The sequence below is a fragment of the Vibrio sp. 1S139 genome, from assembly GCF_041439475.1.
GTDB classification, from domain to species: Bacteria; Pseudomonadota; Gammaproteobacteria; order Enterobacterales; family Vibrionaceae; genus Vibrio; species Vibrio crassostreae_C.
The window spans coordinates 34,600-57,495 of sequence record NZ_JBGOOD010000004.1; the positions used below are offsets into that span (position 1 = coordinate 34,600).

A 22,896-nucleotide genomic window follows, 5' to 3' on the forward strand; every position below is an offset into this window, starting at 1 on the left:
TATTGTCCTTTAAATATTAGAAAGTTCTACCAATGGTAAATGTGAAGAACTCTTCATCATCACCTTCGTAAACTTTAATTGGTTTCGCTAGAGAGAAAACCAGTGGGCCCATTGGTGACATCCATTGAAGAGCGGCACCATAAGATGAACGGTAATTTGTTGGATCAGAGTAATCGTAGTAGTACTGGCCGCCACTGTTAGGTGCGCCACGGTCTACGAACTCGGTATCCCATACACTTGCCATATCGAAGAAGACACTGGTACGAATTTGGCTGCGCGCTTCATCAGAAGCAAACGGCGTTGGTACAATTAACTCTAAGCTTGCTAAGGCAACCGCGTTACCACCCACTGAATCATCAGTAGCGGTATCATAGGTTGGGTTATTACCTGTGCTGCTGCCGTAAACGGCTTTCGGGCCAGCTGAGTTAGAGCCAAAACCACGTAGGGTTGTAAAACCACCTGCGTAGTAGTTCTCGTAGAATGGGAACAAGTTATCGTTACCATCTGTTTGACCATAACCATTACCATAGCCTAATCGGCCGCGCATCAATAGTGTGAACTCATGCTTTTTGGTCAGCGGGATGTAATGTTTTACATCGTACTGCATTTTGAAGTACTGAGCATCAGAGCCTGGTACCGTCATTTTAGCGAAAGCACGTTGGTGGTTACCCTCTGTTGGGAAGAAACCACGGTTCAAGTTGTTACGCGTCCAAGAGATATTGATATCGAAGTCATCAGTTAAGATGTGCTCATCACCGTATTGGTCGATACTTCTCGCAAACTGTTCAACCTGGATATAAGTCGGTACGTTACCGATCTTGTTGTGCGTATAGCCAACACCGAACTCAATGCGGTTCAGCTCATCCATAGGGAAACCCCAGGTTAAGCTCGTACCATAACTTTGGTTGGTATAGTCGACGATGCCCGCTTCAGAGGCTTCAAATTCGTTGTAGAAGATCTTACCGCCTAAGCTCACACCATCCAGGTTCCAGTATGGGTCACGGTAGTCTAAGCTCACGTTTTTTTGGTAATCGTTCATCATGGCACTTACGCCAACACGGTTACCAGAGCCCGCAAAGTTGTCTTGTTGCAGGCCAACTTGGAAACTCACACCAGATTCAGTACCGTAGCCGACACCAAAGTTGATACTGCCTGAGTTCGCTTCCTTAACGTTGTAAACCAAATCAACTTGGTCTTCACTGCCAGGAACACGCACTGTTTGTACATCAACCGTTTCAAAGAAACCTAAACGGTTAAGACGGCTCTTACCGGTATCAATGGACTTAGAGTTAAGCCAGCTGCCTTCCATTTGACGCATTTCACGACGCAGTACTTCGTCTTTCGTTGAGTTGTTACCCGTGAATCGAATATCACGAACATAGATACGGCTGCCCGCTTCTACATTGATAACCAACGACACTTCTTTGGTCTCATCGTCAAATTCAGGAATCGTGCGAACTTGTGGGTACGCGTAGCCAGATTCACCAAGAATTCGTTTTACGTTCTCTTCCAAAGACGTTACCGAAGAACCGTTGTACGTATCGCCGTCTTCGAATGGCACTAACGCTTCGAAGTCAGCCTCACGACCGATTAATTCACCACGGAAAGAGACATCTTTAACGGTGTAGGCTTCGCCTTCATCGAGGCCAAGCGTGATGTAAACACCTTTTTTGTCTGGAGAGATCGCCACCTGCGTAGAGTCAACCTTAAACTTAAGGTAACCACGGTCAAGGTAGTAAGATTTCAGCGCTTCGATATCACCGGCTAATACTTGCTTTTGGTATTTTTCATCCGCAAGGAAATTCCACCATGCAACATCAACATTCAGATTGAAACGACTAAGCAGTTCAGAGTCAGAGAAGACTTCATTACCGATAAAGTTGATTTGCTGAATCTTAGCGGATACGCCCTCAGTAAACACAAACTTAAGGTCAGAACGGTTACGTGGCAGAGGTGTCACAACCGCTTTTACTGTCGCGTTGTACTTACCAACACTGTAGTAAAAATCTTCAAGGCCTTTTTCAATGTTACTCAGCGTAGTACGGTCAAGGGCTTCACCTTCACGAACACCAGACGCATCTAGGTTCTGCTGAAGCTGTTCTTCTTTAATCGCTTTATTACCAGAGAATGAGATGCTTGCGATGGTCGGTCGTTCTTGAACTTGAACAATCAATACACCTTCATCACGAAGTACTTTAACGTCCTCAAAGTTGCCCGAAGCATACAATGCACGAATGATCTCAGACACATCGCTTTCATCTACTTCATCGCCAATACGTACTGGCATTTTCAGTAGAGCTGCACCAAGTGCAACACGCTGTAAACCTTCGATCTTGATATCTTGAACTACAAAGTTTTGTGCTCCGTTCGCAGCCACACTAGTGGCCAATAGACTTGCGAACAGAATTTGCTTAATCGCCATACTTATTCTAATTATTCCTTGCTACTACCAATGCCTGTGAGAAACCATTCACAGACGAGTAAAATCGTTAAATATTGCCAGAGCCATCAATGAGAAGAGGATTGCCCCTCCCACTCTGTATCCCATTTCCTGAACTTTCTCAGGTACCGGTTTACGAGTAACGGCCTCAATAGCGAAAAACAGCAAATGTCCGCCATCAAGCATAGGCAGCGGAACCAAATTAATAATCCCTAAGTTAACACTAATCAGAGCCAAAAAGCCCAAGAAGTAAACCAGACCATAATCGGCGGTTGTACCTGCACCTTTAGCGATTGAAATAGGGCCACTCAAGTTGTTTAAGCCAACATCACCAACGATGAGCTTCTTAAGCATTGTCAGTGTCAATCCAATGATTTGACCTGTTTTATCAAATGCTTTTCCTACAGACTCAATTACACCAAATTGTAACTCAAAGCGATAATCTTCTGGCCATTCTGCGACTTCCGGAGCAATACCTGCATAGCCGATTGTCGAACCATCAGAAAGCTCTCGACTTTTTGGTGTCATAACCAATGACTGCTCGGCACCATTTCGCAATACGACCAAGTCCAATGATGTCATTGGATTAGCACGAATTAACTCAACAACCGACTGCCACTGTTCAATAGGCTGCCCATTAATCTCAACAATTTTGTCGCCAGCTTCTACCCCTGCATCGTATGCCGCACCGTCATCAATGACTTGAGCGAGCACTGTCGATATCTCTGGAGAATATGGTCTAAAGCCCAGCGTTGTCATTGCAGATTCAGTTTCTGGGTTGAATGACCAGTCTGAAATATCCAACGTCAATTGCTGCTCAAAGCCGATATCGTCTTGCGAAGACACCGTTACTGTCATCGATTGATCACCAATATGCGATATCAAACCCATATTGACTGATTCCCAATCTGCGGTTTTGATTCCCGAAATAGATTTAAGTTCCATTCCAGTTTCAATTCCGGCTTGTGCAGAAATAGATTGTGGAGTTACCTCACCAATCACGGGCTTAACTGCAGGCACACCGATCAAAAATACTAACCAATATGCAAACACAGCAAAGATGAAGTTAAACGCTGGTCCAGCGCCAACAATCGCGGTTCGCTTCCACAATGGCTTTTTATCAAACGCGTACTGCTGCTCATCTTCTGATAGGTCATCGACACGACCGTCGAGCATTTTTACGTAACCGCCCAATGGAATCACGGACAAGCTGTATTCCGTACCATCTCGGCCTACTTTGCTCCAGATCGATTTACCAAAACCAATCGAGAATTTTTCAACTTTTACACCGCAACGACGAGCAACCCAGAAGTGTCCAAACTCATGAACCGCGACCAGAATGCCAAGCGCTATGATAAAAGATGCGAAGTTCCACAGAATTCCACTCATGCTAGCTGCTCTTTAATAAATTGAATGGCTATTTGACGAGACATATTATCGAGCTCGAGAAGGCTTTCCAAGCTATCTAAGCCCTCAGAGTTATGTTGTTCACATACTTTGCTCATAACGTGTTCGTTAATGACAGCAATATCGGTAAACTTCACCTGATTGTTCAAGAAAGCATCGACCGCGATCTCGTTTGCTGCATTAATGGCTGTTGTCGCATGCTGACCTAAGTAGCACGCTTCAATCGCTAACCTCAAACACGGGTAACGACTGAAATCTGGTTCTAAGAAGGTAAGCTCACCCACTTTAGCAAAGTCTAAAGGCTTAACACCCGCCTCGGTACGATTAGGGTAAGACATCGTCAAAGCGATTGGCGTTGCCATATCTGGTTCGCCCATTTGAGCAAGCACAGAGCCATCCTTGTACTGAACCATCGAGTGAATCACAGACTGCGGGTGAATGATGACCTTTAACTGCTCCTGAGAAGCATTAAATAGCCATTTCGCTTCAATGTACTCTAGCCCTTTATTCATCATAGTCGCAGAATCGACAGAGATCTTAGGCCCCATAGACCAGTTAGGGTGTGCAATTGCGCGTTCAGGAGTCACTGATTCGAGTTCAGCCACATCGGTATAACGGAAAGGACCACCAGAACCAGTCAGAAGAATATGGCTAATGCCGTTTTCTTCAAGGTTACAGCGGCCTAGGTTAGTTTGTACGTTCTGCGGAAGGCATTGGAAAATAGCATTATGCTCGCTATCGACAGGAAGCAGCTCTGCACCGTATTTTTCCACGGCGTCGATAAACAACTGCCCAGACATCACCAAAGCTTCTTTGTTTGCAAGCAAGATACGCTTGCCCGCTTTAACCGCAGACATAGTAGGAAGTAAACCAGCGGCACCAACAATCGCGGCCATTACCGTGTCCACTTCCTCTAGAGAAGCAACCTGACACATGCCTTCAGTGCCTGAAAGTACTTTTACGTTAGGGTAACTCACGGACAACACTTCAGTCAGTTGAGACGCTGCATCAGAGCAAGCCATAGCAACATAGCTTGGTTGCCACTTTTCAACTAACGCCAGCATCTTTTCAACATTCGAGCCTGCAGCCAGTGCAACCACTGAATAGAGATCTGGGTTTTGCTCAACGACTTTTAGTGTACTTGCACCAATTGAGCCGGTAGCGCCAAGGATAGTTAGATTTCGCATCACATATGACCGTAGAAATGTAATAAAGGGCAGAATCACTGCCCTTTTTTATTAGAATGCTAAATAAAGCAGAGCAAAGACAGGGAATGCAGCCGTTAAGCTATCTATTCTATCTAGTATACCACCATGACCAGGAATCAGATTACTGCTGTCTTTCACCCCAGAAACACGCTTAAACATGCTTTCAACAAGGTCACCTAGAACAGAAATAACAACGGTCACAAGGGTAATAACAATCATGTGAAGTGGGCTTGTGAATTGGATGTCAAACAAGTCAGCAAAGATCCAAGCCACGATCACCGCAGTAATAATGCCACCGATAAGACCTTCAATCGTCTTATTAGGGCTTACCGCTGGTGCCATTTTACGCTTACCAAAACTCTTTCCTGAAAAGTATGCGCCGCTATCTGCAGCCCAAACAAGCAAGCAAACAAACATCACCAGTTTAGCACCGTGGTAAGGATCAGCATCGATACCGTTAGCACGCAGGATAACCACACTCCAGAAGAATGGCAGCAGAGTCAGCACACCAAAGGCGTGACGAAGAAGAGAAGAGGCTTTCCATGCAGGCATAGACTTAGGATAAGTCACCGCCATGCCACTCGCGATTACCCACCAAATCGAGCCAATCGTTAGAATGGCGTAGTGAGCAGTAGACAAGTTATTAAGGCTAAATGCATCAAAAGGGATAAAAGCAAAACTTGCAGCACTTACCACAACCGTTGGAATCAACGCTACATAACGTGATTTGCTTTCAACAAACTGAGTCCACTCCCAAAAACCCAATAGCGAGATTACCGCTAGTGAAAGAATAAATGTAGGAAGTGATAACTCGAAAATACCTAGAATAACTAGGGGAGCTAAAATCAACGCCGTAATAATCCGTTGTTTCAAACCAAAAAATCCTTATTAACTGTCCATCAGAGCTTTAATTTGCTCACCGGTGCATCCAAAACGACGCTCACGGTTAACAAACCAAGTCACAGCTTCTACTAAGCTGTCTTCATTAAAGTCTGGCCAGAATTGTTCAGTGAAATACATTTCGGCGTAAGCCAACTGCCAAAGCATAAAATTACTAATGCGGCATTCGCCACTGGTACGGATAAGTAGATCGACTTCAGGAATATCTGCCATTGTCAGGTGCTGTGTAATCATAGCTTCATCAATGTCATCTACATTAATATCACCAGACTTTACCTGTTGAGCAATAGAGGTCATTGCTTGCTGAATATCCCACTTACCGCCGTAGTTAGCTGCAATATTAATAACCATACCCGTATTGGTGCTAGTCAAAGCTTCCGCTTCTTCTATCTTCTTTTGTAGTCGATCATTGAAACGACTTTTATCACCAATAACACGAAGTTGTAGATTATTTTTATGAAGCTTTTTAACTTCACTCGACAGCACTGAAATAAACAGTTCCATCAAGATACCGACTTCTTCTTCAGGACGACGCCAGTTTTCGCTACTAAATGCAAAAAGAGTAACGGCTTTAATGCCAAGTCTGGCTGCAGAAGAGATAGTTTTACGAACGGCTTGAACACCGTTTTTATGGCCAAAGACGCGAGGCTTGCCCTGAGCTTTTGCCCAGCGACCATTACCATCCATAATGATAGCAATGTGTTTAGGAAGAGAGTCTGTGAACGCTTGAGAATTATGCATAAAAGAGTGAATCAAATTCTAATAGTCGAACAGAGTAGCATAAAAAAACGCTGCACCGTGAGTACAGCGTTTTTCCGGAAAGAAAAGAATATGGAAAATTAAACTTCCATCAACTCTTTTTCTTTAACAGCTAGAACTTCGTCTACGTTCTTAACCGCAGCGTCAGTTAGCTTTTGAATTTCGTCTTGTGCTTTACGATCTTCATCTTCAGAGATTTCTTTATCTTTAAGAAGTGCTTTTAGATCGCCATTCGCGTCACGACGGATGTTACGGATAGCAACACGGCCACCTTCAGCTTCGCCACGAACGATTTTAACTAGGTCTTTACGACGCTCTTCCGTTAGCGGTGGAAGTGGAACACGGATAACTGTACCCGCAGACATAGGGTTTAGGCCTAGGTCAGATGTCAGGATTGCTTTTTCAACTAGAGGAGTCAGCGTTTTATCAAACACTGTAATAGCTAGTGTACGTGCATCTTCAGCGATAACGTTAGCTACTTGAGTCAAAGGCGTTGGAGCACCGTAGTACTCAACAGTAAGACCAGAAAGTAGGCTCGGGTGCGCACGGCCTGTACGAATCTTTTGCAGGCTGTTTTTTAGTGCATCAACACTTTTTACCATGCGCTCTTGAGCGTCTTTTTTGATTTCGTTAATCACAATTTCACCTTGATTATGTTCTTTCTTCAAGAAAGCTTTTTATTTGGAGTGATAAGGATAAGCTTACCAAGGTACAACACCTCAGTAAGCCCGAAAAATTAGTCAGCGTCGCTGATTAATGTACCTTCAGTTTCACCCATAACCACGCGACGTAGTGCGCCTGGTTTATTCATGTTAAATACACGGATTGGCATTTTGTGATCACGTGCTAGCGTAAATGCAGCCAAGTCCATTACTTTAAGTTCTTTATCAAGAACCGTGTTGTAAGACAACGTATCATACAACTCTGCGTCTGGGTTTGCTACTGGGTCAGCAGTAAATACACCATCTACTTTTGTCGCTTTTAGAACTACGTCAGCTTCGATTTCGATACCACGTAGACATGCAGCAGAGTCAGTAGTGAAGAATGGGTTACCAGTACCAGCAGAGAAGATCACAACGCGACCTTGACGTAGTTGGCTGATTGCGTCTGCCCAGTTGTAATCGTCACACACGCCTTTTAGAGGAATTGCAGACATTACACGTGCGTTTACGTAAGCACGGTGCAGCGCGTCACGCATAGCAAGGCCGTTCATTACTGTTGCAAGCATACCCATGTGGTCACCAACAACGCGGTTCATGCCAGCTTCAGCAAGACCAGCACCACGGAACAAGTTACCGCCACCGATAACAACACCAACTTGAACGCCTAGTTCAACCAATTCTTTTACTTCTTGAGCCATACGATCAAGGATCGTTGGGTCAATACCAAAACCTTCTTCGCCTTGTAGCGCTTCACCGCTAAGTTTTAACAGAATACGTTGATACACTGGTTTAGGGTTCGTAGTCATGGAGTTTACCTTCCAAAGAGTTGATGATTAACAGTCATGGATAAAAACTGAGTAAGTCAGTTTGCATTCATAACCACTAACGTTGCCTTCAAAAATAGTTCACTATTCATAAAAAGACCGCAGCATTTGCCACGGTCTTTTTTCAAACAATACGCTAAGGATTAACCTTTTTGTACCGCTGCAACTTCGTCAGCGAAGCTCATTTCAGCAGCTTTCTCGATACCTTCACCAACTTCTAGACGTACGAAGTTAGATACTGCAGCGCCTTTTTCTTTAAGGATTTCGCCAACAGTTTTCTTAGGTTCCATGATGAAAGCTTGACCAGTTAGAGAGATTTCGCCCGTGAATTTCTTCATACGGCCGATAACCATTTTCTCAGCGATCTCTTGAGGCTTGCCTTCGTTCATAGCGATTTCAACTTGAACTTCTTTCTCTTTAGCAACTACGTCTGCTGGTACGTCTTCTGGGTTAACAAACTCAGGACGAGAAGCAGCAACGTGCATAGCAACGTGCTTAAGAGTTTCAGCTTCGCCTTCACCAGCTACAACAACACCGATTTTCTCACCGTGACGGTAAGAAGCTAGTGCAGCACCTTCAACGTAAGCGACGCGACGGATGTTGATGTTTTCGCCGATTTTAGCAACTAGAGCAACGCGAGTTTCTTCGAACTGTGCTTGTAGCTCTTCTACAGAAGCTTTAGAAGCTACTGCTGCAGCTGCAACTTCTTCTGCAAACGCAGTGAAGCTAGCATCTTTTGCTACGAAGTCAGTTTGGCAGTTAACTTCAAGAAGAACAGCTACACCGTTCTCTTCTTTGATGATGATTGCGCCTTCAGCAGCAACGTTACCAGCTTTCTTAGCTGCTTTCGCTGCGCCAGATTTACGCATGTTTTCAATTGCTAGTTCGATGTCAGCGTTTGCTTCTACAAGCGCTTTCTTACATTCCATCATGCCAGCGCCAGTGCGCTCGCGAAGTTCTTTAACTAGAGCAGCAGTTACAGTTGCCATTCTCTATTCCTCGGTTGATTCGAAAATAAGGTAAAAATCAGGGGCCAAAATGAGGCCCCCGATCTAACTATAACTTAGCTTACATTTAATAAAGATTTCAAAATCTATATTAGCTAAGCCAAGCGTGATTCAGAGCCGCTATTATTCAGCTTCTACAAAACCATCTTTTTCAGCAGCTACAGCAGCAACGTCTTTGTTACGACCTTCTTTAACCGCGTCTGCAGCAGCGTTTAGGTAAAGCTGTACTGCACGGATTGCATCGTCGTTACCTGGGATAACGAAGTCAACGCCGTCTGGGTTAGAGTTAGTATCAACTACAGCGTAAACTGGGATACCTAGGTTGTTTGCTTCTTTAACTGCGATGTGTTCGTGATCAGCATCGATTACGAATAGAGCGTCTGGTAGGCCGCCCATGTTCTTGATACCACCAAGAGACTTCTCTAGCTTCTCCATTTCACGAGTACGCATTAGAGCTTCTTTCTTAGTTAGCTTGTCGAAAGTACCGTCTTGAGCTTGCGCTTCAAGTTCTTTCAGACGCTTGATAGACTGACGAACAGTTTTGTAGTTCGTTAGCATACCGCCTAACCAGCGGTTGTTAACGTAGAACTGGTTGCTGTTTACAGCAGCTTCTTTAACAGCTTCAGATGCAGCGCGCTTAGTACCAACGAAAAGAACTTTACCTTTCTTCTCACCAACTTTAGCGATTTCTGCTAGAGCTTCGTTGAACATTGGTACAGTTTTTTCTAGGTTGATGATATGTACTTTGTTACGAGCACCAAAGATGAATGGCTTCATTTTTGGGTTCCAGTAACGAGTTTGGTGACCGAAGTGAACACCAGCTTTAAGCATATCGCGCATTGATACAGTTGCCATTTTAAAATCCTCTATGGGGTTAGGCCTCCACATCCCCCATGAATCCGACCCCTAACAACTAACCACTTTTCAGCCGTTATCTGTGTTGTTGAGGCACCCCGGAACATGTGTCGGAATGTGTGTGATTTAAAGAAATAAGTTAGTGGACATAAAGCTTGTTTCGCCAATTGGAGAAAACAGTCCTGATGTCCGGCGCGCTTTATACCATATTTTGTCTATCTATGGCTAGAAAAAATTCTAAAAATGGCGACTGCTATACTGATCTCTAAAGGTAAATTTTCTCTATAAAATAGTGTCTATATCAAGCAGGTTCTGCATCTGTTAACCGAACATTATTTAATCACGTTAACAGTATCCTCCAGTATTGTACGGACATGGTAATGTTGCGCTAAATTGCTGCACTGATAGAATAGCCCCAATATGCACACTTAGGTGCTACCAAATTAAGAGATATGCAATGGCTGTAAAAATTAAAACTGCTGAAGAAATTGAAAAAATGCGCGTCGCCGGCAAGCTGGCCGCTGACATTATTGAGATGATCGAACCTCACATCCAAGTGGGTACCACGACGGAAGAGCTCAATACGCTTTGTCATGAGTACGCTCTAGAAAGAGGTGCATACTCTGCGCCACTCGATTACCACGGTTTCCCTAAGTCTATCTGTACGTCTATCAATCATATTGTGTGTCACGGCATTCCCGCGTCACAAGACGAGACGGGTAGCACAGGTCAATTCAAACCTGCGGTACTCAAAGATGGCGACATTCTGAACGTTGATATCACAGTTATCATCCCTGATGACGCAAATGCCGATCTTAGTACTCGCCCTCAAGGCTACCACGGTGACACCTCTAAGATGTTCCTAGTGGGTGAGGTTTCACCTGCAAACAAGCGTCTGTGCATGGTTGCTCAAGAAGCACTTTACGAAGGCATGCGCCAAGTTAAGCCAGGTGTTCAACTTGGTCAAATCGGTACTGCTATCGAGAAGTACATCAAAACAAACAACAAGAACAACCCACGCGCTAAGTTCTCTATTGTTAAAGATTACTGTGGTCACGGCATTGGTTCTGAATTCCACGAAGATCCACAAGTAGTTCACTACAAGAACAGCGATCGCACCGTGCTAAAAGCAGGCATGTGCTTTACTATCGAGCCAATGATCAACGCGGGTAAGTTTGGCTGTCGTCTTGATGACGAAGATAGCTGGACAGTATACACAGCAGACAGCAAGAACTCGGCTCAATGGGAGCACACTCTGGTTGTAACTGATACTGGTTGTGAAGTACTAACACTGCGCAGCGATGATACAATCCCACGTATCATGAAGAACGCTTAGTTCACCGAACTGAGCGCATCAACCTTTTAAAAATATCCTCGCATTGTCGAGGATATTTTTTATCCACTCAATTTCGATTTTCCATCAGCTTCTGTTAAATTGTTTACTATTCTCATTTGCTTGCACGGATAGCAGACTATGCCTTATCAATGCCCTCTTACGTTCAATGACGAACAAATTGAAATCTGCGAATTAAAAAATCAGCTCGAGATCTTCACGCAGTATCAAAAAAATGAATTTCTGAACCACCATCCCGTCACCGATTTGGTTCTACTGCGCTCCGAATACATGGATTTACTTCTCAATCGTTTGTGGGAAAATTTCGGATTCAACAAACTGCCTCATATTTCACTTGTCGCAGTGGGTGGTTATGGTCGTGGCGAACTGCATCCTTTGTCTGACATTGATATTCTCATTGTCTCGCAAAAAACACTACCACCAGCTCTTGGTGAAAAGGTCAGTCAATTCATTACTCTACTTTGGGATTTAAAGCTCGAAGTTGGCCATGCTGTGCGAACTATTACTGAGTGTCTCGATATCGGCACCGATGATTTAACCGTCGCGACCAACCTACAAGAGTCGCGATTGTTATGTGGTAGTGAAGACACTTTCCAAGAACTAAAACTGAAGATTCATTCCGATTCATTTTGGCCAAGTGAGACGTTTTACAAAGCCAAGATTCAAGAACAGAGAGAGCGTCATGCTCGCTACCACGACACCACCTATAATTTAGAACCGGACATCAAATCGACTCCGGGAGGGCTCAGAGACATCCATACCCTGAGCTGGGTTGCGCGTCGCCACTTCGGCGCGACCTCTTTGTTAGAGATGAGCAAATACGGCTTTCTGACCAATGCTGAATATCGTGAGCTCGTTGAGTGCCAAGATTTTTTATGGCGTGTTCGCTTTGCATTGCATATTGAACTGCGCCGTTACGACAACCGTTTAACGTTCGCGCATCAAGCTCAAGTCGCTGAACATCTGGGTTATACGGGTGAAGGAAACCGTGGTGTTGAGATGATGATGAAAGAGTTCTACCGAACCCTTCGTCGTGTTGCTGAACTGAATAAGATGCTGCTTAAGCTGTTCGATCAAGCGATCATCAATGGCGGTCAAACCCAAGACGCTGAAATTCTCGATAGTGATTTCCAACGTCGAGGTTCGTTGATCGAAGCGCGCAAGCCTGCCCTATTCCAAGCAAGACCAGAAACCATTCTCGATATGTTCATCCATATCGCCAATGACTCGACTATCGAAGGGGTAAGTCCACCAACATTGCGACAACTGCGTACGGCACGCCGTCGATTGAACCGATTCCTGCATACCATTCCTGAAGCTCGTGACAAGTTCATGGATCTAGTTCGCCACCCTAATGCCCTGCACAAAGCCTTTAGCTTAATGCACAAATTGGGCGTGCTCTCTGCGTACTTACCGCAGTGGAGCCAGATCGTTGGTCAGATGCAGTTTGACCTATTCCATGTTTACACCGTGGATGAGCACAGTATCCGCCTGCTCAAGCACATCAACCGCTTTGGTCAAATCGAAAACCACGATAAGCACCCTATCTGCTGTGAAGTCTATCCTCGAGTACAGAAGAAAGAGTTGCTGATCCTTGCCGCTATCTTCCATGACATCGGCAAAGGCCGCGGCGGAGACCACTCTGAGATAGGTGCGGTTGAGGCTTACTCTTTCTGTATTGAACACGGGCTATCGAAGCCTGAAGCCAAACAAGTCGCGTGGTTGGTACAAAATCACCTATTGATGTCAGTAACGGCTCAACGTCGTGATATCTACGACCCAGATGTGATCACCGAATTCGCCAAAAAAGTGCGTGATGAAGAATCACTCGAGCTACTGGTTTGTTTAACCGTTGCCGATATCTGTGCGACTAACCCTGAGCTATGGAACAGTTGGAAACGAACCCTGTTAGCTGAGCTGTTCCACTCAACGCAGCGAGCACTGCGCCGCGGCTTGGAAAACCCTGTCGATGTCAGAGACCGTATTCGTCACAACCAACAAATGGCATCAGCACTGCTGCGTAAAGAAGGCTTCACCGCTCGTGAGATTGAAGTGTTGTGGCAACGCTTTAAGGCCGATTATTTCTTGCGTCACACACATAAACAAATCGCTTGGCACTGTGAGCACTTACTTCGCCTAGAAGACCCAAGCCAACCGTTAGTGCTGATCAGTAAGAAAGCGACGCGCGGTGGCACAGAAGTGTTCGTTTATTGTAAAGACCAAGCAGCACTGTTTGCGACCGTGGTTGCCGAACTCGACAGACGTAACTTTAACGTTCATGACGCGCAGGTCATGGTTAGCAAAGATGGTCATGTTTTGGATACCTTTATCGTACTAGACCAGCACGGCGAAGCGATTGATGAAGCAAGACACAAAGCCGTTGCTAAACATCTGACTCATGTATTGACTGATGGCCGCCCGACTAAGATTAAGACGCGTCGCACGCCACGTAACTTGCAACACTTTAAGGTCAAAACCTTAGTTGAGTTCCTACCAACCAAGAGCAAGAAACGTACCTTGATGGAGTTAAGAGCTCTTGATACGCCGGGGTTATTGGCTCAAGTCGGTGCAACCTTTGCGGAGCTAGACATCAACTTGCACGGTGCCAAAATCACCACCATAGGTGAGCGAGCAGAGGATCTGTTTATTCTGACCAGTGAAGCGGGAGGAAGGCTGTCTGAAGAACAAGAACAGGCACTAAGAGAACGATTAACCGAGCACGTTTCTGAACTCGCACCTTAGAAAGCGAATTCAGTCTAAAAACAGGTTTAATAACCAAATAAGTGTGGGCAAAGATAGAGAGCGATCTTGCCCACAACTTACAATCAATTCCCATATATCAACTATCTAGCTCGTCGTTAGGCTGCTACATTGATCAAGTCAATTACATAAAAGTATTACATTCATAAACTAGAGGTCGCTTATGTATCCAAACCTCACTGGCTTAGGTATCCACGAACCTAAACAGATTGAACGTTACTCCCTTCGCCAAGAAGCTCACAAAGATATTCTTAAGATTTACTTCCGTAAACAGAAAGGCGAACTGTTCGCGAAAAGCGTTAAGTTTAAGTATCCACGACAAGTAAAAAGTGTGCTTGTTAGCGGTGGCAACAATCAATACAAAGAAGTGACCGAGATTAACCGTAATCTCACACTTGTAATTGATGAGCTCAATAAGATCACCAAGCCGATTCCAACTGCAGAAGTCGATGTGAAACAGAAAATTCTTACTGACTTACGTCACCTAGAGAAAGTGGTATCGAGCAAGATCGCAGAGATCGAAGCGGATCTAGAAAAGCTAAAATGATCCCGCGATTCACGGTTAGCTATGAACTGGTAACAACTAAATGTTAACTACCCGTTCAAATTGCACAGACATTAAAAAGGGCTGATATCACTATCAGCCCTTTATTTTTTCTTCTGTCTACGTTGACTAGACACGTGTGCGTTTACTTAGACGACCGTACTTCAGCATTCACCAAGCTGGTATCCCACTCAAAGGTTTCAAACAACCTTAGCCACGTTTCATCTAGGCTGGCCTTCATTACTAATTCTTTCTTTGTAAAAGGATGAATGAAACGCAACTCAGAAGCGTGCAACAACAAACGGTGCGAATCTAAATCATCGCGGAACAGTCGGTTGTGCTTACCATCACCATGTGAAGTATCGCCAACGATTGGATGTCTTAGATGAGCCATGTGACGACGCAGCTGATGTTTACGTCCTGTCTTAGGCATCATCTCAACTAAGCAATAACGACTGGTAGGAAAACGGCCTGTTGAATACGGCACTTCGACTTTCGCTAACGGCTCGTAAACGGTGACGGCTTCTTGTGGTTCTTTGTCTTCTTTTGCAAACTTGTCTGCGATCTTATCCAACTCGACCTTGAGTGCATAATCGAGCGTGTCGCCCTCTTCTATCCAACCACGAACAATCGCATGATAGGTTTTTTGCATCTCATGGTTAGCGAACATCGGCATCACCTGTGAAGCAACCTCGCTCGACAACGCAAACACCAACACACCAGATGTCGGTCTGTCTAAGCGATGCAATGGAAATACATGCTGACCAATTTGATCTCGTAGTGTCTGCATAACAAATTGAGTCTCGTGTTTATCGAGCCATGAGCGGTGTACTAGCATGCCGGCTGGCTTATTCACCGCGACAAAGTACTCATCTTGATAAATGATCTCTAACATTACGCGCATACCTCATCAATGCTTAGAATCGTCACTAGCAGTTCAGCTTTATCTGCCTCATTTTTCCACACTTCACAAAAATAAGGATGAATAGCAAAGCCTTTAGGTAGGCTCATTTGTGCATCCATCATTGCATTGATCTTAACGATGAAGATCCACTGCAACCACTCTTCTGGCTGTAGCGAGTCAATCGCAAAAGGTTCAACGCTCGCCAGAGCTTGATCCGAAGGCGGAAGAGCCCCCCATAGAGAACATTGGCGCATTTGTTGTTCTAATTGTTGAAGTAAAAGAGGTAACTTTGTGGCTGCTGTCATTTTTCACCAAGTTATTTATCTAGTGACCTTGAAATTGGGGCATAGAGTACCATCTATTTAGGAAAGAAAGTTAGGAGCTTTATTACTATGGAAACCATTCACACGCTCACTCAGTTGCTAAAGAATAGCGGTTGCCAATACGACATCTACGACCTAGGTCGTCGTATCCAGAAAATCGACAACACCCTATTCTCTGATGTTGAGCAGGGGAAACAGCCATACCCGTTTCCACTTCAGAAACAAGCTCACTTAGCCATTAGCTACTGGAACGAACACAAACAGCCATGGATTTGGTTTCTAAAATTCAAGCTAGACGAAAGAGGCCTACTGCATCAAGGCGATGTGGGTAATTTTCTTAAGTTTGTTATCGAAGCAATGGGCACGCGTTTGAACGGCGATATCAGCGAAGAGCAACAACAAAAGCTGTCAAACAACCCTTATACCTTCAAACCTTCTGAAGACAAAATGGCTGTATTTCATAGCCAAGTAAGAGCAGGTTTAGACCTCGCGACGAGCCAATATTACGAGCACGCTCAGCATTACTTCACTGGCGAGCTAGGCTGGGATAACTGGAAAACGGTTGGACTACAAGGCATCACTGATATGTGTGCTCGCCTAGGTAACCAACAAAACGGTGTTGCGATTCGTAAAGCCATCAATAAGCTGCCATCAGAACCGCTATACGCGACGCTAGGTGCGCTTGAGCATACACAAATCAATGACAAACTCGCGCAACGCTTACAAGAGCTTGCGGAGAATGAGATCGCAAGCAAAGAGCCTGATTTGTTCTTACTTTCAGCTTTGATTCGTGCCCTTTCCGGTGCAGAACAAGGGATCGCGAATAACATCATTAACCAAGTTCTCGCTAGTCCACGCTTGAGCCACCAAGAAGTGTTGATTGGTTTAGCGGGCCGCAGCTGGCATGCGCTACAAGACCCTGCGATTGCTGAGCAATTCTTGCTGCGTCTCGCACAAACAGGCAATCAAAACCTGTTCAATCAGTTATTTGCAGATTTAGTGATGATTCCGACACTAAGAATGGTATTTTTACCCTTGTTGAATTCGAACCCATCACCTGAGCTTGCCAACGCATTGATTGAGTTACAACAAGCGGCTAAGTCTCAATAACGGACTGACGACTAACCCAAGAACTGGTTTGCTCTATAGCTCGTTGAAATACGCTGTAATGACAATTGGAATAGAGATAAAAGGAAGTATGGATTAAATGATAGATAACTTATTGGCTATTTTGATGCTGTGCTTCTTTTGCTTTTTCTTTTGGCAGCAGCGCAGGCAATCCGAGCTTGCGAAAGCTGCCATTGCGAGAAAATGTAAAGAGCTCGACTTACAGCTATTAAGTGTTGCCTTTAGTGGTCATAAACTTAAGATGCGCCATGAGCTCACCACCATTTGGCGCTGGCACACCGTGTATCAATTTGAGTTTTCAGCGTTAGGTGATGACCTGTACCAAGGGAAACTGACCATGGTGGGCTTCCGTTCTATGCGGTTTGAGCTACAGCCTCATAGAATGTAACGTCGCAATACGCGGTATAACTATATTCATGATAAGGGCCAAACTGATCTTGTTTGGTCTCTTTAAATGCAAAGCCTAACTTTTCAAGTAACTTAATTGATGGGTTATGACCAACATTAACGGTCGCGACAACATTCGTTAGGTGTTCTTCAAAACAAACCAAACTAAAGAAAGGTTTTAGCACTTCACTAGCAAGGCCTTGATTCCAAAACTCCTTGTCCAGAATAAATCCCAGTTCATGCTTCCCTTCTTCAGACGAAACAAACAAATGCCCGAGGTATTCGCGGGTTTGGTTGTGGATAATGGCTCGGCAAAAACCAACGTTGTCGTTCAGTATTTCTTGAAATAGGTGTTTTGCAGAGGCAATAGAATGCGGCCCGTTCATTTCAGCACGATTGATGGGGCAGCAATTCAACTTGATAAAGTCATGTTCTAACTGCTCGGTATAAGGTACCAACAGCGTTCTTGAGGTTGCTATCGTCATAAAACACTCCTTGTGTTGACCATTAGCAGAAAAGCAGATGTCGCGTGCTTAGATAAAAGCTCCTGAATTAAAGAGAGCCCCTAGATAGAGAAAAAGCCTTAGGAAAAGAAAAGCCCCGACACCGAAGTGTCAGGGCTAGGGTCTTACTCGCAGCAGTCCGGCTACTAATTAATGCTCCATGCATCATCCATAATAGTGGCTGTAATCCTTCAGCTCTTTCCTTTACTTCGCCGTCCTAGCGGTGTCCAATCATCCTGAAAGCTAACAATCCTAGTTAGCGCACATCACTTGTTCCGTGAGCGGTGTCCTTTACATCGTCCTGATGCTAATCCAACCCTTTAATCCTAAAGGTGTCCATTGTCATTCCGTTGCAGCTAACTTCCTGTTAACTGACTGTATCCCTACAATGTCCTTACGCTCCATGCTTGATCACTCAATCCTAAGTAACCAAATCTTCATCCTGAAGATAACCAAATCCTTGGTGTTTTCCTGTTCCGTGTCAGAATCCTTCCGACAAGGTTTAATTTACGCGATTTAGGATTTCGGACAATAGATTTGCATCACATTTTGAATTCAAGAAAGTTGTTAATTATATAAAACAATTAAAATTCAACACCTTAACCATGTGCACATCAATCTCTCTAGCGATGTATTCGTGTTATCTCACAACCTTTGTAAGAGATCTCTCACAAGCCATGGGCGGTTTTATGATTCGCTATCATTCACCAGAGCGAGTAAAATGACTAAAGACTAAAAATGGAGATCAACATGCTGACAAAAGATGTTTCTGAAGAGTTGAAATCAGTGCTTGAAGGACTGCAAGCGCAAGGGAAAGAGCCGACAGTTGCTTTAGTTAAGGCTCGTATGAGCACATCCGTTCCGATGCCCGCTTTAATCACGACCATCAAGAGCTGGAAAAGCGCAAATCGTGTTCCTAAAGTTGAAGTCGCGACACAAGAAGAGCCAGCACTTGATCGTGTTAGCCAACTGGAAAAGCAAATCCTTGAACTCACTGCTCGCGTTGCCATGCTTGAAGCTAAACTAACTGATCAATAAGGCAACTGAGCAATAAGTTGACCGATAAATAAGCTAACAGAGAAATAGAACACTATGAAGATATGGGTTGATGCGGACGCTTGTCCAAAGGTTATCCGAGAAACAATCGTACGCGCAGCTGAGCGCACAGGGGTTGAATGTACCTTTGTGGCAAACCACCTGGTTCCCGTTCCTAAACGCAATAACATTCACTCAATTCAAGTGCCAAGCGGGTTTGATATTGCTGATGATGAAATCGTAAAGCGCACTGAACCCGGCGATCTTGTGATTACATCCGATATCCCTCTGGCTGACGAAGTGATCACTAAAGGTGGGCAAGCACTCAGCTCTCGTGGTGAGCTTTACACCAAAGAGACCATTAAAGCGCGTCTGAACATTCGTGACTTTATGGATACCATGCGCTCAAGTGGCATCCAAACGGGTGGACCAAGTGCCCTTTCTCAAACCGACCGTCGTGAGTTTGCCAACCACTTAGATAGAATTCTAGCCAAACGCTAGCTGGCTCATCCGAGCTTAACCTAGTTCTATCTCTCCATAAAAAATCAAAAAACCTGCAAACAATGCAGGTTTTTTTAATATCAATTAGAAGAAGGTTTCCCCTACTCTACAACTAAGGCGTGTAGTACGTTGCAGCACCTGGACCTACTGGTAGGCCAAATACGAATACCCAAACGTAGAACATTAAGCTCCAACCAACCAAGAATACGATTGAGTATGGAAGCATAGTTGCAATCAGAGTACCGATACCTAGGTTCTTCATGTAACGCGTCGCTACAGCTAGGATAAGACCAAAGTAGCTCATCATTGGCGTAATGATGTTGGTTGTTGAATCACCGATACGGTAAGCCGCTTGAATCGTTTCAGGTGCGTAACCTACTAACATTAGCATTGGAACGAAGATTGGCGCTGTTACTGCCCACTGAGCAGAAGCCGAACCGATCATAAGGTTAATGAAGCCACACATTAGGATGAATGCGAAGAACAACATTGGACCCGTTAGGCCGATATCCTGTAGGAAAGTAGCACCTGCAACTGCGAATACTTGACCGAAGTTAGTCCACTTGAAGAAAGCAACAAACTGAGCAGCGAAGAACACAAGTACGATGTACATGCCCATTGAAGACATAGACTTAGACATTGCATTGATTACATCACGGTCTGTTTTCATTGTGCCGGTAACTTTACCGTAAACAAAACCAGGAACTGCGAAGAATACGAAGATGAACGCTACGATACTTTTCAGGAATGGAGAACCTGAAACCGTACCTGCTGCTGAACGTAGAACACCATCAGCTGGAACAATCGTCCAAGCAAGAAGCGCTGAAACCGCTAGCACTGCGATACCCGCAAGCTTAAGGCCTTTCTTCTCAACATCTGTTAGCTTGCCCATTGAATCATTTGATAAATCTTCAGACGCTTCTTCGTCATTGTATTTACCCAGTTTTGGTTCAACAATCTTCTCAGTTACAAATGCACCTGTAATCGCGATGAAGAAAGTAGAAACAAACATGAAGTACCAGTTTGATTCAGGACCAACGCTGTAAGTCGGGTCGATCATTTGTGCTGCTGTTTCTGTGATACCAGAAAGCAGTGGGTCAACCGTACCGATTAGAAGGTTTGCAGAGTAACCACCAGATACACCAGCAAATGCTGCCGCTAGACCTGCTAATGGGTGACGACCCAAAGAGTGGAAAAGCATTGCTGCAAGCGGGATAAGTACTACATAGCCAAGCTCTGAAGCCGTGTTAGAGATAATACCTGCGAAAACTACGGTTACCGTAACCATGCGCTTAGATGCGCCCATTACCATGCCACGCATCGCCGCAGATAATAAACCTGAGTGCTCAGCAATCGCTACACCTAGCATTGCAACAAGCACGGTACCTAATGGCGCAAAGCCAACAAAGTTTGTCACTAGATTAGTAACAATGAGCTGTAAGCCTTCAGCATTAAGTAAGCTTACAACGTAGATCATGCCGTCAGCAGCACGACCTGGAGCACCTTCTGGACGAGGGTCCATAACAGACACATCAAAATATCCAGCTATACCTGAAGTAACTAGAATAGCGACACAGAAGATTGCGAAAAGAGTGATCGGGTGGGGTAATAGGTTCCCCAAATATTCAACACCATCGAGAAAACGGGTAAAAATAGGTTTCTTTGGCGAGTTGTTTTTTATTGAAGCTGATGAACTCATCAGTTCCCTCCTTGTAGTGATTCCTATGCAATTGTGACAAAAATGTTCAAATTGCCAGCGAAGGGTACGCGACAAAATTATCAATTAGAAATTCAAAATGTTACAAAATGTGTAACAAACGACGATTTTTAACTCTATTTGAACAATTAATTAGCAAATAAATCTACATTAAATACAAAATCTAGATTTATAATTCACAAATACACATTCACTACAAATATAACTGATAATATAAGCCATTGATTTACTTGAAAATAAAACACGCCATACTCTAAGTTAATACGCAATATTCTGTCAGGTTCTTCTCGAGGGAAAAGAAAAACAGACAAATGAATGAAGTTTGACTTTCCCCTCGTTTTTACACTCGCGTCACATCAATTTGACTGACTATTTCTGAACCGCTTTGAATCTCGGATTGGTTTTGCAGATAACATAATGACGACCTCTGCGCTTTACTATCTGGCAATCAGGATGGCGACTTTTCGCACTTTTAAGTGATTTCACAACTTTCATTCTATTTCGCTCCCTTACCTAATTGACCAAAACGACGAGTGAAGTTCGCAACACGTCCCTCTTTATGTAGCACTCGTTGTTTACCCGTATAGAAAGGATGCGACTTTGACGACACCTCAATCGTGAAGTAAGGATAAGTATTGCCGTCTTCCCATTCGATAGTACGGTCTGTTTTTAGCGTTGAGCCGATTAAGAAGTACTCATCGACACTGGTGTCATGAAAAACCACGGGACGGTAATCTGGATGGATATTCGGTTTCATTGTATTTCCCTTAAATAACTAATTTTGATATGTTATAACATTGCAAATGATAATTATTATCAAAAGAAAAACAAGCGATTTTATGATATTTTTCCGTCTTAATCGTAATCAGAGAACACCCAACTATGTACACCATTGAACCTGTTGGCTTTATTGAGTCTCCTTATAAAGAGAAGTTCGCTGTGCCAAGGCAGCCCAGGTTGGTACCCACATCCACCTCAAGAGTCAGGTTGGTTGATGCAGCAAACTGCCTTGAGTCTGTTCGTGATATAGAGCAATTTAGCCATGTTTGGTTACTATTTCTGTTCGACAAGAACCTTGAAGCAGGCTGGAAACCAACTGTGAGGCCACCTCGCCTTGGCGGGAATGAACGTATTGGTGTATTCGCGTCACGTGCCACATTCAGACCAAATGGAATTGGCATGTCTGCGGTTGAACTAAAAGGTGTGTCTCAAGAGAAAGGACAGACTTGGTTGGATCTCGGCAGCGTCGACTTAGTAGACGGTACACCGATCATCGACATCAAGCCTTATATCCCCTACTCAGATTCGATTCCGGATGCATTGGGAGGGTTCGCCGCCGACGAACCAGAAGTGCTCGACGTTAACTTTTCGCAGCAAGCGCAAAGTAAGCTCGCAAGCCATCCACAAGCGCGCCATATCATTCAGGTGATCAAAGAAGTATTAGGCCAAGATCCTCGCCCTGCCTATAAGAAAGGTAAGCCTGACAACAAGGAATATGCGGTAAATTTGTTCAATCTTAACGTGAAATTCGTGGTTGAAACGCTTTTCATCAATGTAACTGACATTGAACGCTTTTGAGATCCCAAATAGGCTGATATTATATGCGGCTATATCAGATTTGCTGTGGTTACGAACGACAGCAAGTTTTCTTTTATCAATGATGAAACGGATACCATAG

At 44.3% G+C, this 22,896-nt stretch carries 23 protein-coding genes; 8 read left to right on the forward strand and 15 right to left on the reverse strand.

The features are described from left to right. Positions 1-16 precede the first annotated feature (16 nt). The 9 genes from bamA to rpsB form a co-directional block, all read right to left on the reverse strand. On the reverse strand, positions 17-2,422 hold the full coding sequence (bamA, locus tag ACED46_RS02450) for an outer membrane protein assembly factor BamA (RefSeq protein WP_017069384.1): 2,406 nt from the start codon (positions 2,420-2,422) through the stop codon (positions 17-19). Positions 2,423-2,470: 48 nt separating this feature from the next. Then, on the reverse strand, positions 2,471-3,829 hold the full coding sequence (rseP, locus tag ACED46_RS02455) for a sigma E protease regulator RseP (protein WP_371720844.1): 1,359 nt from the start codon (positions 3,827-3,829) through the stop codon (positions 2,471-2,473). Next, the gene (gene ispC, locus ACED46_RS02460) at positions 3,826-5,034 is read right to left on the reverse strand and encodes a 1-deoxy-D-xylulose-5-phosphate reductoisomerase (protein WP_371720845.1); all 1,209 of its coding nucleotides are present in this window, start codon (positions 5,032-5,034) and stop codon (positions 3,826-3,828) included. Before ispC ends, rseP begins: the two co-directional genes overlap by 4 nt. A 51-nt stretch (positions 5,035-5,085) precedes the next feature. Then, positions 5,086-5,928, reverse strand: coding sequence for a phosphatidate cytidylyltransferase (locus ACED46_RS02465; protein WP_371720846.1), 843 nt, complete (start codon positions 5,926-5,928; stop codon positions 5,086-5,088). 15 nt (positions 5,929-5,943) lie between these two features. Then, a complete protein-coding gene (locus ACED46_RS02470) occupies positions 5,944-6,696 on the reverse strand; it encodes an isoprenyl transferase (RefSeq protein WP_017063364.1) in 753 nt (250 codons plus the stop codon). A 98-nt stretch (positions 6,697-6,794) separates the two neighbouring features. Beyond that, the gene (gene frr, locus ACED46_RS02475) at positions 6,795-7,352 is read right to left on the reverse strand and encodes a ribosome recycling factor (protein WP_017060741.1); all 558 of its coding nucleotides are present in this window, start codon (positions 7,350-7,352) and stop codon (positions 6,795-6,797) included. A 98-nt stretch (positions 7,353-7,450) separates the two neighbouring features. Further along, complete coding sequence (gene pyrH, locus ACED46_RS02480; RefSeq protein ID WP_017063362.1) at positions 7,451-8,182, reverse strand: UMP kinase; 732 nt, start codon at positions 8,180-8,182, stop codon at positions 7,451-7,453. Positions 8,183-8,343: 161 nt separating this feature from the next. Further along, positions 8,344-9,189 (reverse strand): translation elongation factor Ts, encoded by an 846-nt coding sequence (gene tsf / locus ACED46_RS02485; protein WP_017063361.1) that lies wholly within the window; start codon positions 9,187-9,189, stop codon positions 8,344-8,346. A gap of 141 nt (positions 9,190-9,330) precedes the next feature. Further along, positions 9,331-10,062 (reverse strand): 30S ribosomal protein S2, encoded by a 732-nt coding sequence (gene rpsB, locus ACED46_RS02490; RefSeq protein ID WP_032546326.1) that lies wholly within the window; start codon positions 10,060-10,062, stop codon positions 9,331-9,333. Between the two features lie 457 nt (positions 10,063-10,519). On the opposite strand from rpsB, the gene map reads away from it, so the two are divergent. The 3 genes from map to ACED46_RS02505 all read left to right on the forward strand — a co-directional run bounded on the left by map (position 10,520) and on the right by ACED46_RS02505 (position 14,723). Then, a complete protein-coding gene (gene map / locus ACED46_RS02495; protein ID WP_017060743.1) occupies positions 10,520-11,398 on the forward strand; it encodes a type I methionyl aminopeptidase in 879 nt (292 codons plus the stop codon). 138 nt (positions 11,399-11,536) lie between these two features. After that, positions 11,537-14,158 (forward strand): bifunctional uridylyltransferase/uridylyl-removing protein GlnD, encoded by a 2,622-nt coding sequence (gene glnD, locus ACED46_RS02500; protein ID WP_371720847.1) that lies wholly within the window; start codon positions 11,537-11,539, stop codon positions 14,156-14,158. A 181-nt stretch (positions 14,159-14,339) separates the two neighbouring features. Beyond that, complete coding sequence (locus ACED46_RS02505) at positions 14,340-14,723, forward strand: DUF3461 family protein (RefSeq protein ID WP_017107178.1); 384 nt, start codon at positions 14,340-14,342, stop codon at positions 14,721-14,723. 142 nt (positions 14,724-14,865) lie between these two features. On the opposite strand, the gene truC is transcribed toward ACED46_RS02505, so the two are convergent. Continuing rightward, entirely contained in the window at positions 14,866-15,615 is a 750-nt protein-coding gene (truC, locus tag ACED46_RS02510; RefSeq protein ID WP_004734355.1) for a tRNA pseudouridine(65) synthase TruC, read from the reverse strand. After that, positions 15,615-15,929: a YqcC family protein gene (locus tag ACED46_RS02515; protein ID WP_182795755.1), complete on the reverse strand. Its 315-nt coding sequence runs from the start codon at positions 15,927-15,929 to the stop codon at positions 15,615-15,617. The genes truC and ACED46_RS02515 overlap by 1 nt, the downstream gene beginning before the upstream one ends. An 87-nt stretch (positions 15,930-16,016) precedes the next feature. Between ACED46_RS02515 and ACED46_RS02520 the strand changes: the two genes are divergently transcribed. Then, positions 16,017-17,057 (forward strand): DUF3549 family protein, encoded by a 1,041-nt coding sequence (locus ACED46_RS02520; protein ID WP_108118389.1) that lies wholly within the window; start codon positions 16,017-16,019, stop codon positions 17,055-17,057. Between the two features lie 97 nt (positions 17,058-17,154). Continuing rightward, positions 17,155-17,463 carry a DUF3301 domain-containing protein gene (locus ACED46_RS02525; RefSeq protein ID WP_371720848.1) on the forward strand — a complete coding sequence of 103 codons (309 nt, stop codon included), beginning with the start codon at positions 17,155-17,157 and terminating at the stop codon, positions 17,461-17,463. Here the strand turns inward: ACED46_RS02525 and ACED46_RS02530 are convergent. Beyond that, positions 17,429-17,947 (reverse strand): GNAT family N-acetyltransferase, encoded by a 519-nt coding sequence (locus ACED46_RS02530; protein ID WP_017060749.1) that lies wholly within the window; start codon positions 17,945-17,947, stop codon positions 17,429-17,431. The two genes, ACED46_RS02525 and ACED46_RS02530, sit on opposite strands and share 35 nt — an antisense overlap. Before the next feature lie 768 nt (positions 17,948-18,715). On the opposite strand from ACED46_RS02530, the gene ACED46_RS02535 reads away from it, so the two are divergent. Beyond that, positions 18,716-19,003 (forward strand): hypothetical protein, encoded by a 288-nt coding sequence (locus ACED46_RS02535; RefSeq protein WP_017069390.1) that lies wholly within the window; start codon positions 18,716-18,718, stop codon positions 19,001-19,003. A gap of 54 nt (positions 19,004-19,057) precedes the next feature. Then, the gene (locus tag ACED46_RS02540; RefSeq protein WP_017063355.1) at positions 19,058-19,501 is read left to right on the forward strand and encodes a YaiI/YqxD family protein; all 444 of its coding nucleotides are present in this window, start codon (positions 19,058-19,060) and stop codon (positions 19,499-19,501) included. Between the two features lie 112 nt (positions 19,502-19,613). On the opposite strand, the gene ACED46_RS02545 is transcribed toward ACED46_RS02540, so the two are convergent. The 3 genes from ACED46_RS02545 to ACED46_RS02555 all read right to left on the reverse strand — a co-directional run bounded on the left by ACED46_RS02545 (position 19,614) and on the right by ACED46_RS02555 (position 21,975). Beyond that, positions 19,614-21,200, reverse strand: coding sequence for an AbgT family transporter (locus ACED46_RS02545; RefSeq protein WP_048606691.1), 1,587 nt, complete (start codon positions 21,198-21,200; stop codon positions 19,614-19,616). A gap of 387 nt (positions 21,201-21,587) precedes the next feature. Continuing rightward, complete coding sequence (gene ykgO, locus ACED46_RS02550; RefSeq protein ID WP_004734365.1) at positions 21,588-21,713, reverse strand: type B 50S ribosomal protein L36; 126 nt, start codon at positions 21,711-21,713, stop codon at positions 21,588-21,590. A gap of 1 nt (position 21,714) precedes the next feature. Next, positions 21,715-21,975: a type B 50S ribosomal protein L31 gene (locus tag ACED46_RS02555; protein ID WP_009847432.1), complete on the reverse strand. Its 261-nt coding sequence runs from the start codon at positions 21,973-21,975 to the stop codon at positions 21,715-21,717. Positions 21,976-22,100: 125 nt separating this feature from the next. On the opposite strand from ACED46_RS02555, the gene tsaA reads away from it, so the two are divergent. Beyond that, complete coding sequence (gene tsaA / locus ACED46_RS02560) at positions 22,101-22,796, forward strand: tRNA (N6-threonylcarbamoyladenosine(37)-N6)-methyltransferase TrmO (protein ID WP_017063354.1); 696 nt, start codon at positions 22,101-22,103, stop codon at positions 22,794-22,796. Positions 22,797-22,896 lie beyond the last annotated feature (100 nt).

Coding starts and splice junctions, on each gene's coding strand:
- ACED46_RS02545 (WP_048606691.1), bottom strand. CDS start 21,200: ATGAGTTCATCAGCTTCAATAAAAAACAACTCGCCAAAGAAACCTATT.
- ykgO (WP_004734365.1), bottom strand. CDS start 21,713: ATGAAAGTTGTGAAATCACTTAAAAGTGCGAAAAGTCGCCATCCTGAT.
- ACED46_RS02515 (WP_182795755.1), bottom strand. CDS start 15,929: ATGACAGCAGCCACAAAGTTACCTCTTTTACTTCAACAATTAGAACAA.
- rseP (WP_371720844.1), bottom strand. CDS start 3,829: ATGAGTGGAATTCTGTGGAACTTCGCATCTTTTATCATAGCGCTTGGC.
- bamA (WP_017069384.1), bottom strand. CDS start 2,422: ATGGCGATTAAGCAAATTCTGTTCGCAAGTCTATTGGCCACTAGTGTG.
- ACED46_RS02555 (WP_009847432.1), bottom strand. CDS start 21,975: ATGAAACCGAATATCCATCCAGATTACCGTCCCGTGGTTTTTCATGAC.
- ACED46_RS02525 (WP_371720848.1), top strand. CDS start 17,155: ATGATAGATAACTTATTGGCTATTTTGATGCTGTGCTTCTTTTGCTTT.
- ACED46_RS02530 (WP_017060749.1), bottom strand. CDS start 17,947: ATGACGATAGCAACCTCAAGAACGCTGTTGGTACCTTATACCGAGCAG.
- truC (WP_004734355.1), bottom strand. CDS start 15,615: ATGTTAGAGATCATTTATCAAGATGAGTACTTTGTCGCGGTGAATAAG.
- map (WP_017060743.1), top strand. CDS start 10,520: ATGGCTGTAAAAATTAAAACTGCTGAAGAAATTGAAAAAATGCGCGTC.
- glnD (WP_371720847.1), top strand. CDS start 11,537: ATGCCTTATCAATGCCCTCTTACGTTCAATGACGAACAAATTGAAATC.
- rpsB (WP_032546326.1), bottom strand. CDS start 10,062: ATGGCAACTGTATCAATGCGCGATATGCTTAAAGCTGGTGTTCACTTC.
- ispC (WP_371720845.1), bottom strand. CDS start 5,034: ATGCGAAATCTAACTATCCTTGGCGCTACCGGCTCAATTGGTGCAAGT.
- ACED46_RS02470 (WP_017063364.1), bottom strand. CDS start 6,696: ATGCATAATTCTCAAGCGTTCACAGACTCTCTTCCTAAACACATTGCT.
- pyrH (WP_017063362.1), bottom strand. CDS start 8,182: ATGACTACGAACCCTAAACCAGTGTATCAACGTATTCTGTTAAAACTT.
- tsf (WP_017063361.1), bottom strand. CDS start 9,189: ATGGCAACTGTAACTGCTGCTCTAGTTAAAGAACTTCGCGAGCGCACT.
- tsaA (WP_017063354.1), top strand. CDS start 22,101: ATGTACACCATTGAACCTGTTGGCTTTATTGAGTCTCCTTATAAAGAG.
- ACED46_RS02535 (WP_017069390.1), top strand. CDS start 18,716: ATGCTGACAAAAGATGTTTCTGAAGAGTTGAAATCAGTGCTTGAAGGA.
- ACED46_RS02520 (WP_108118389.1), top strand. CDS start 16,017: ATGGAAACCATTCACACGCTCACTCAGTTGCTAAAGAATAGCGGTTGC.
- ACED46_RS02505 (WP_017107178.1), top strand. CDS start 14,340: ATGTATCCAAACCTCACTGGCTTAGGTATCCACGAACCTAAACAGATT.
- ACED46_RS02540 (WP_017063355.1), top strand. CDS start 19,058: ATGAAGATATGGGTTGATGCGGACGCTTGTCCAAAGGTTATCCGAGAA.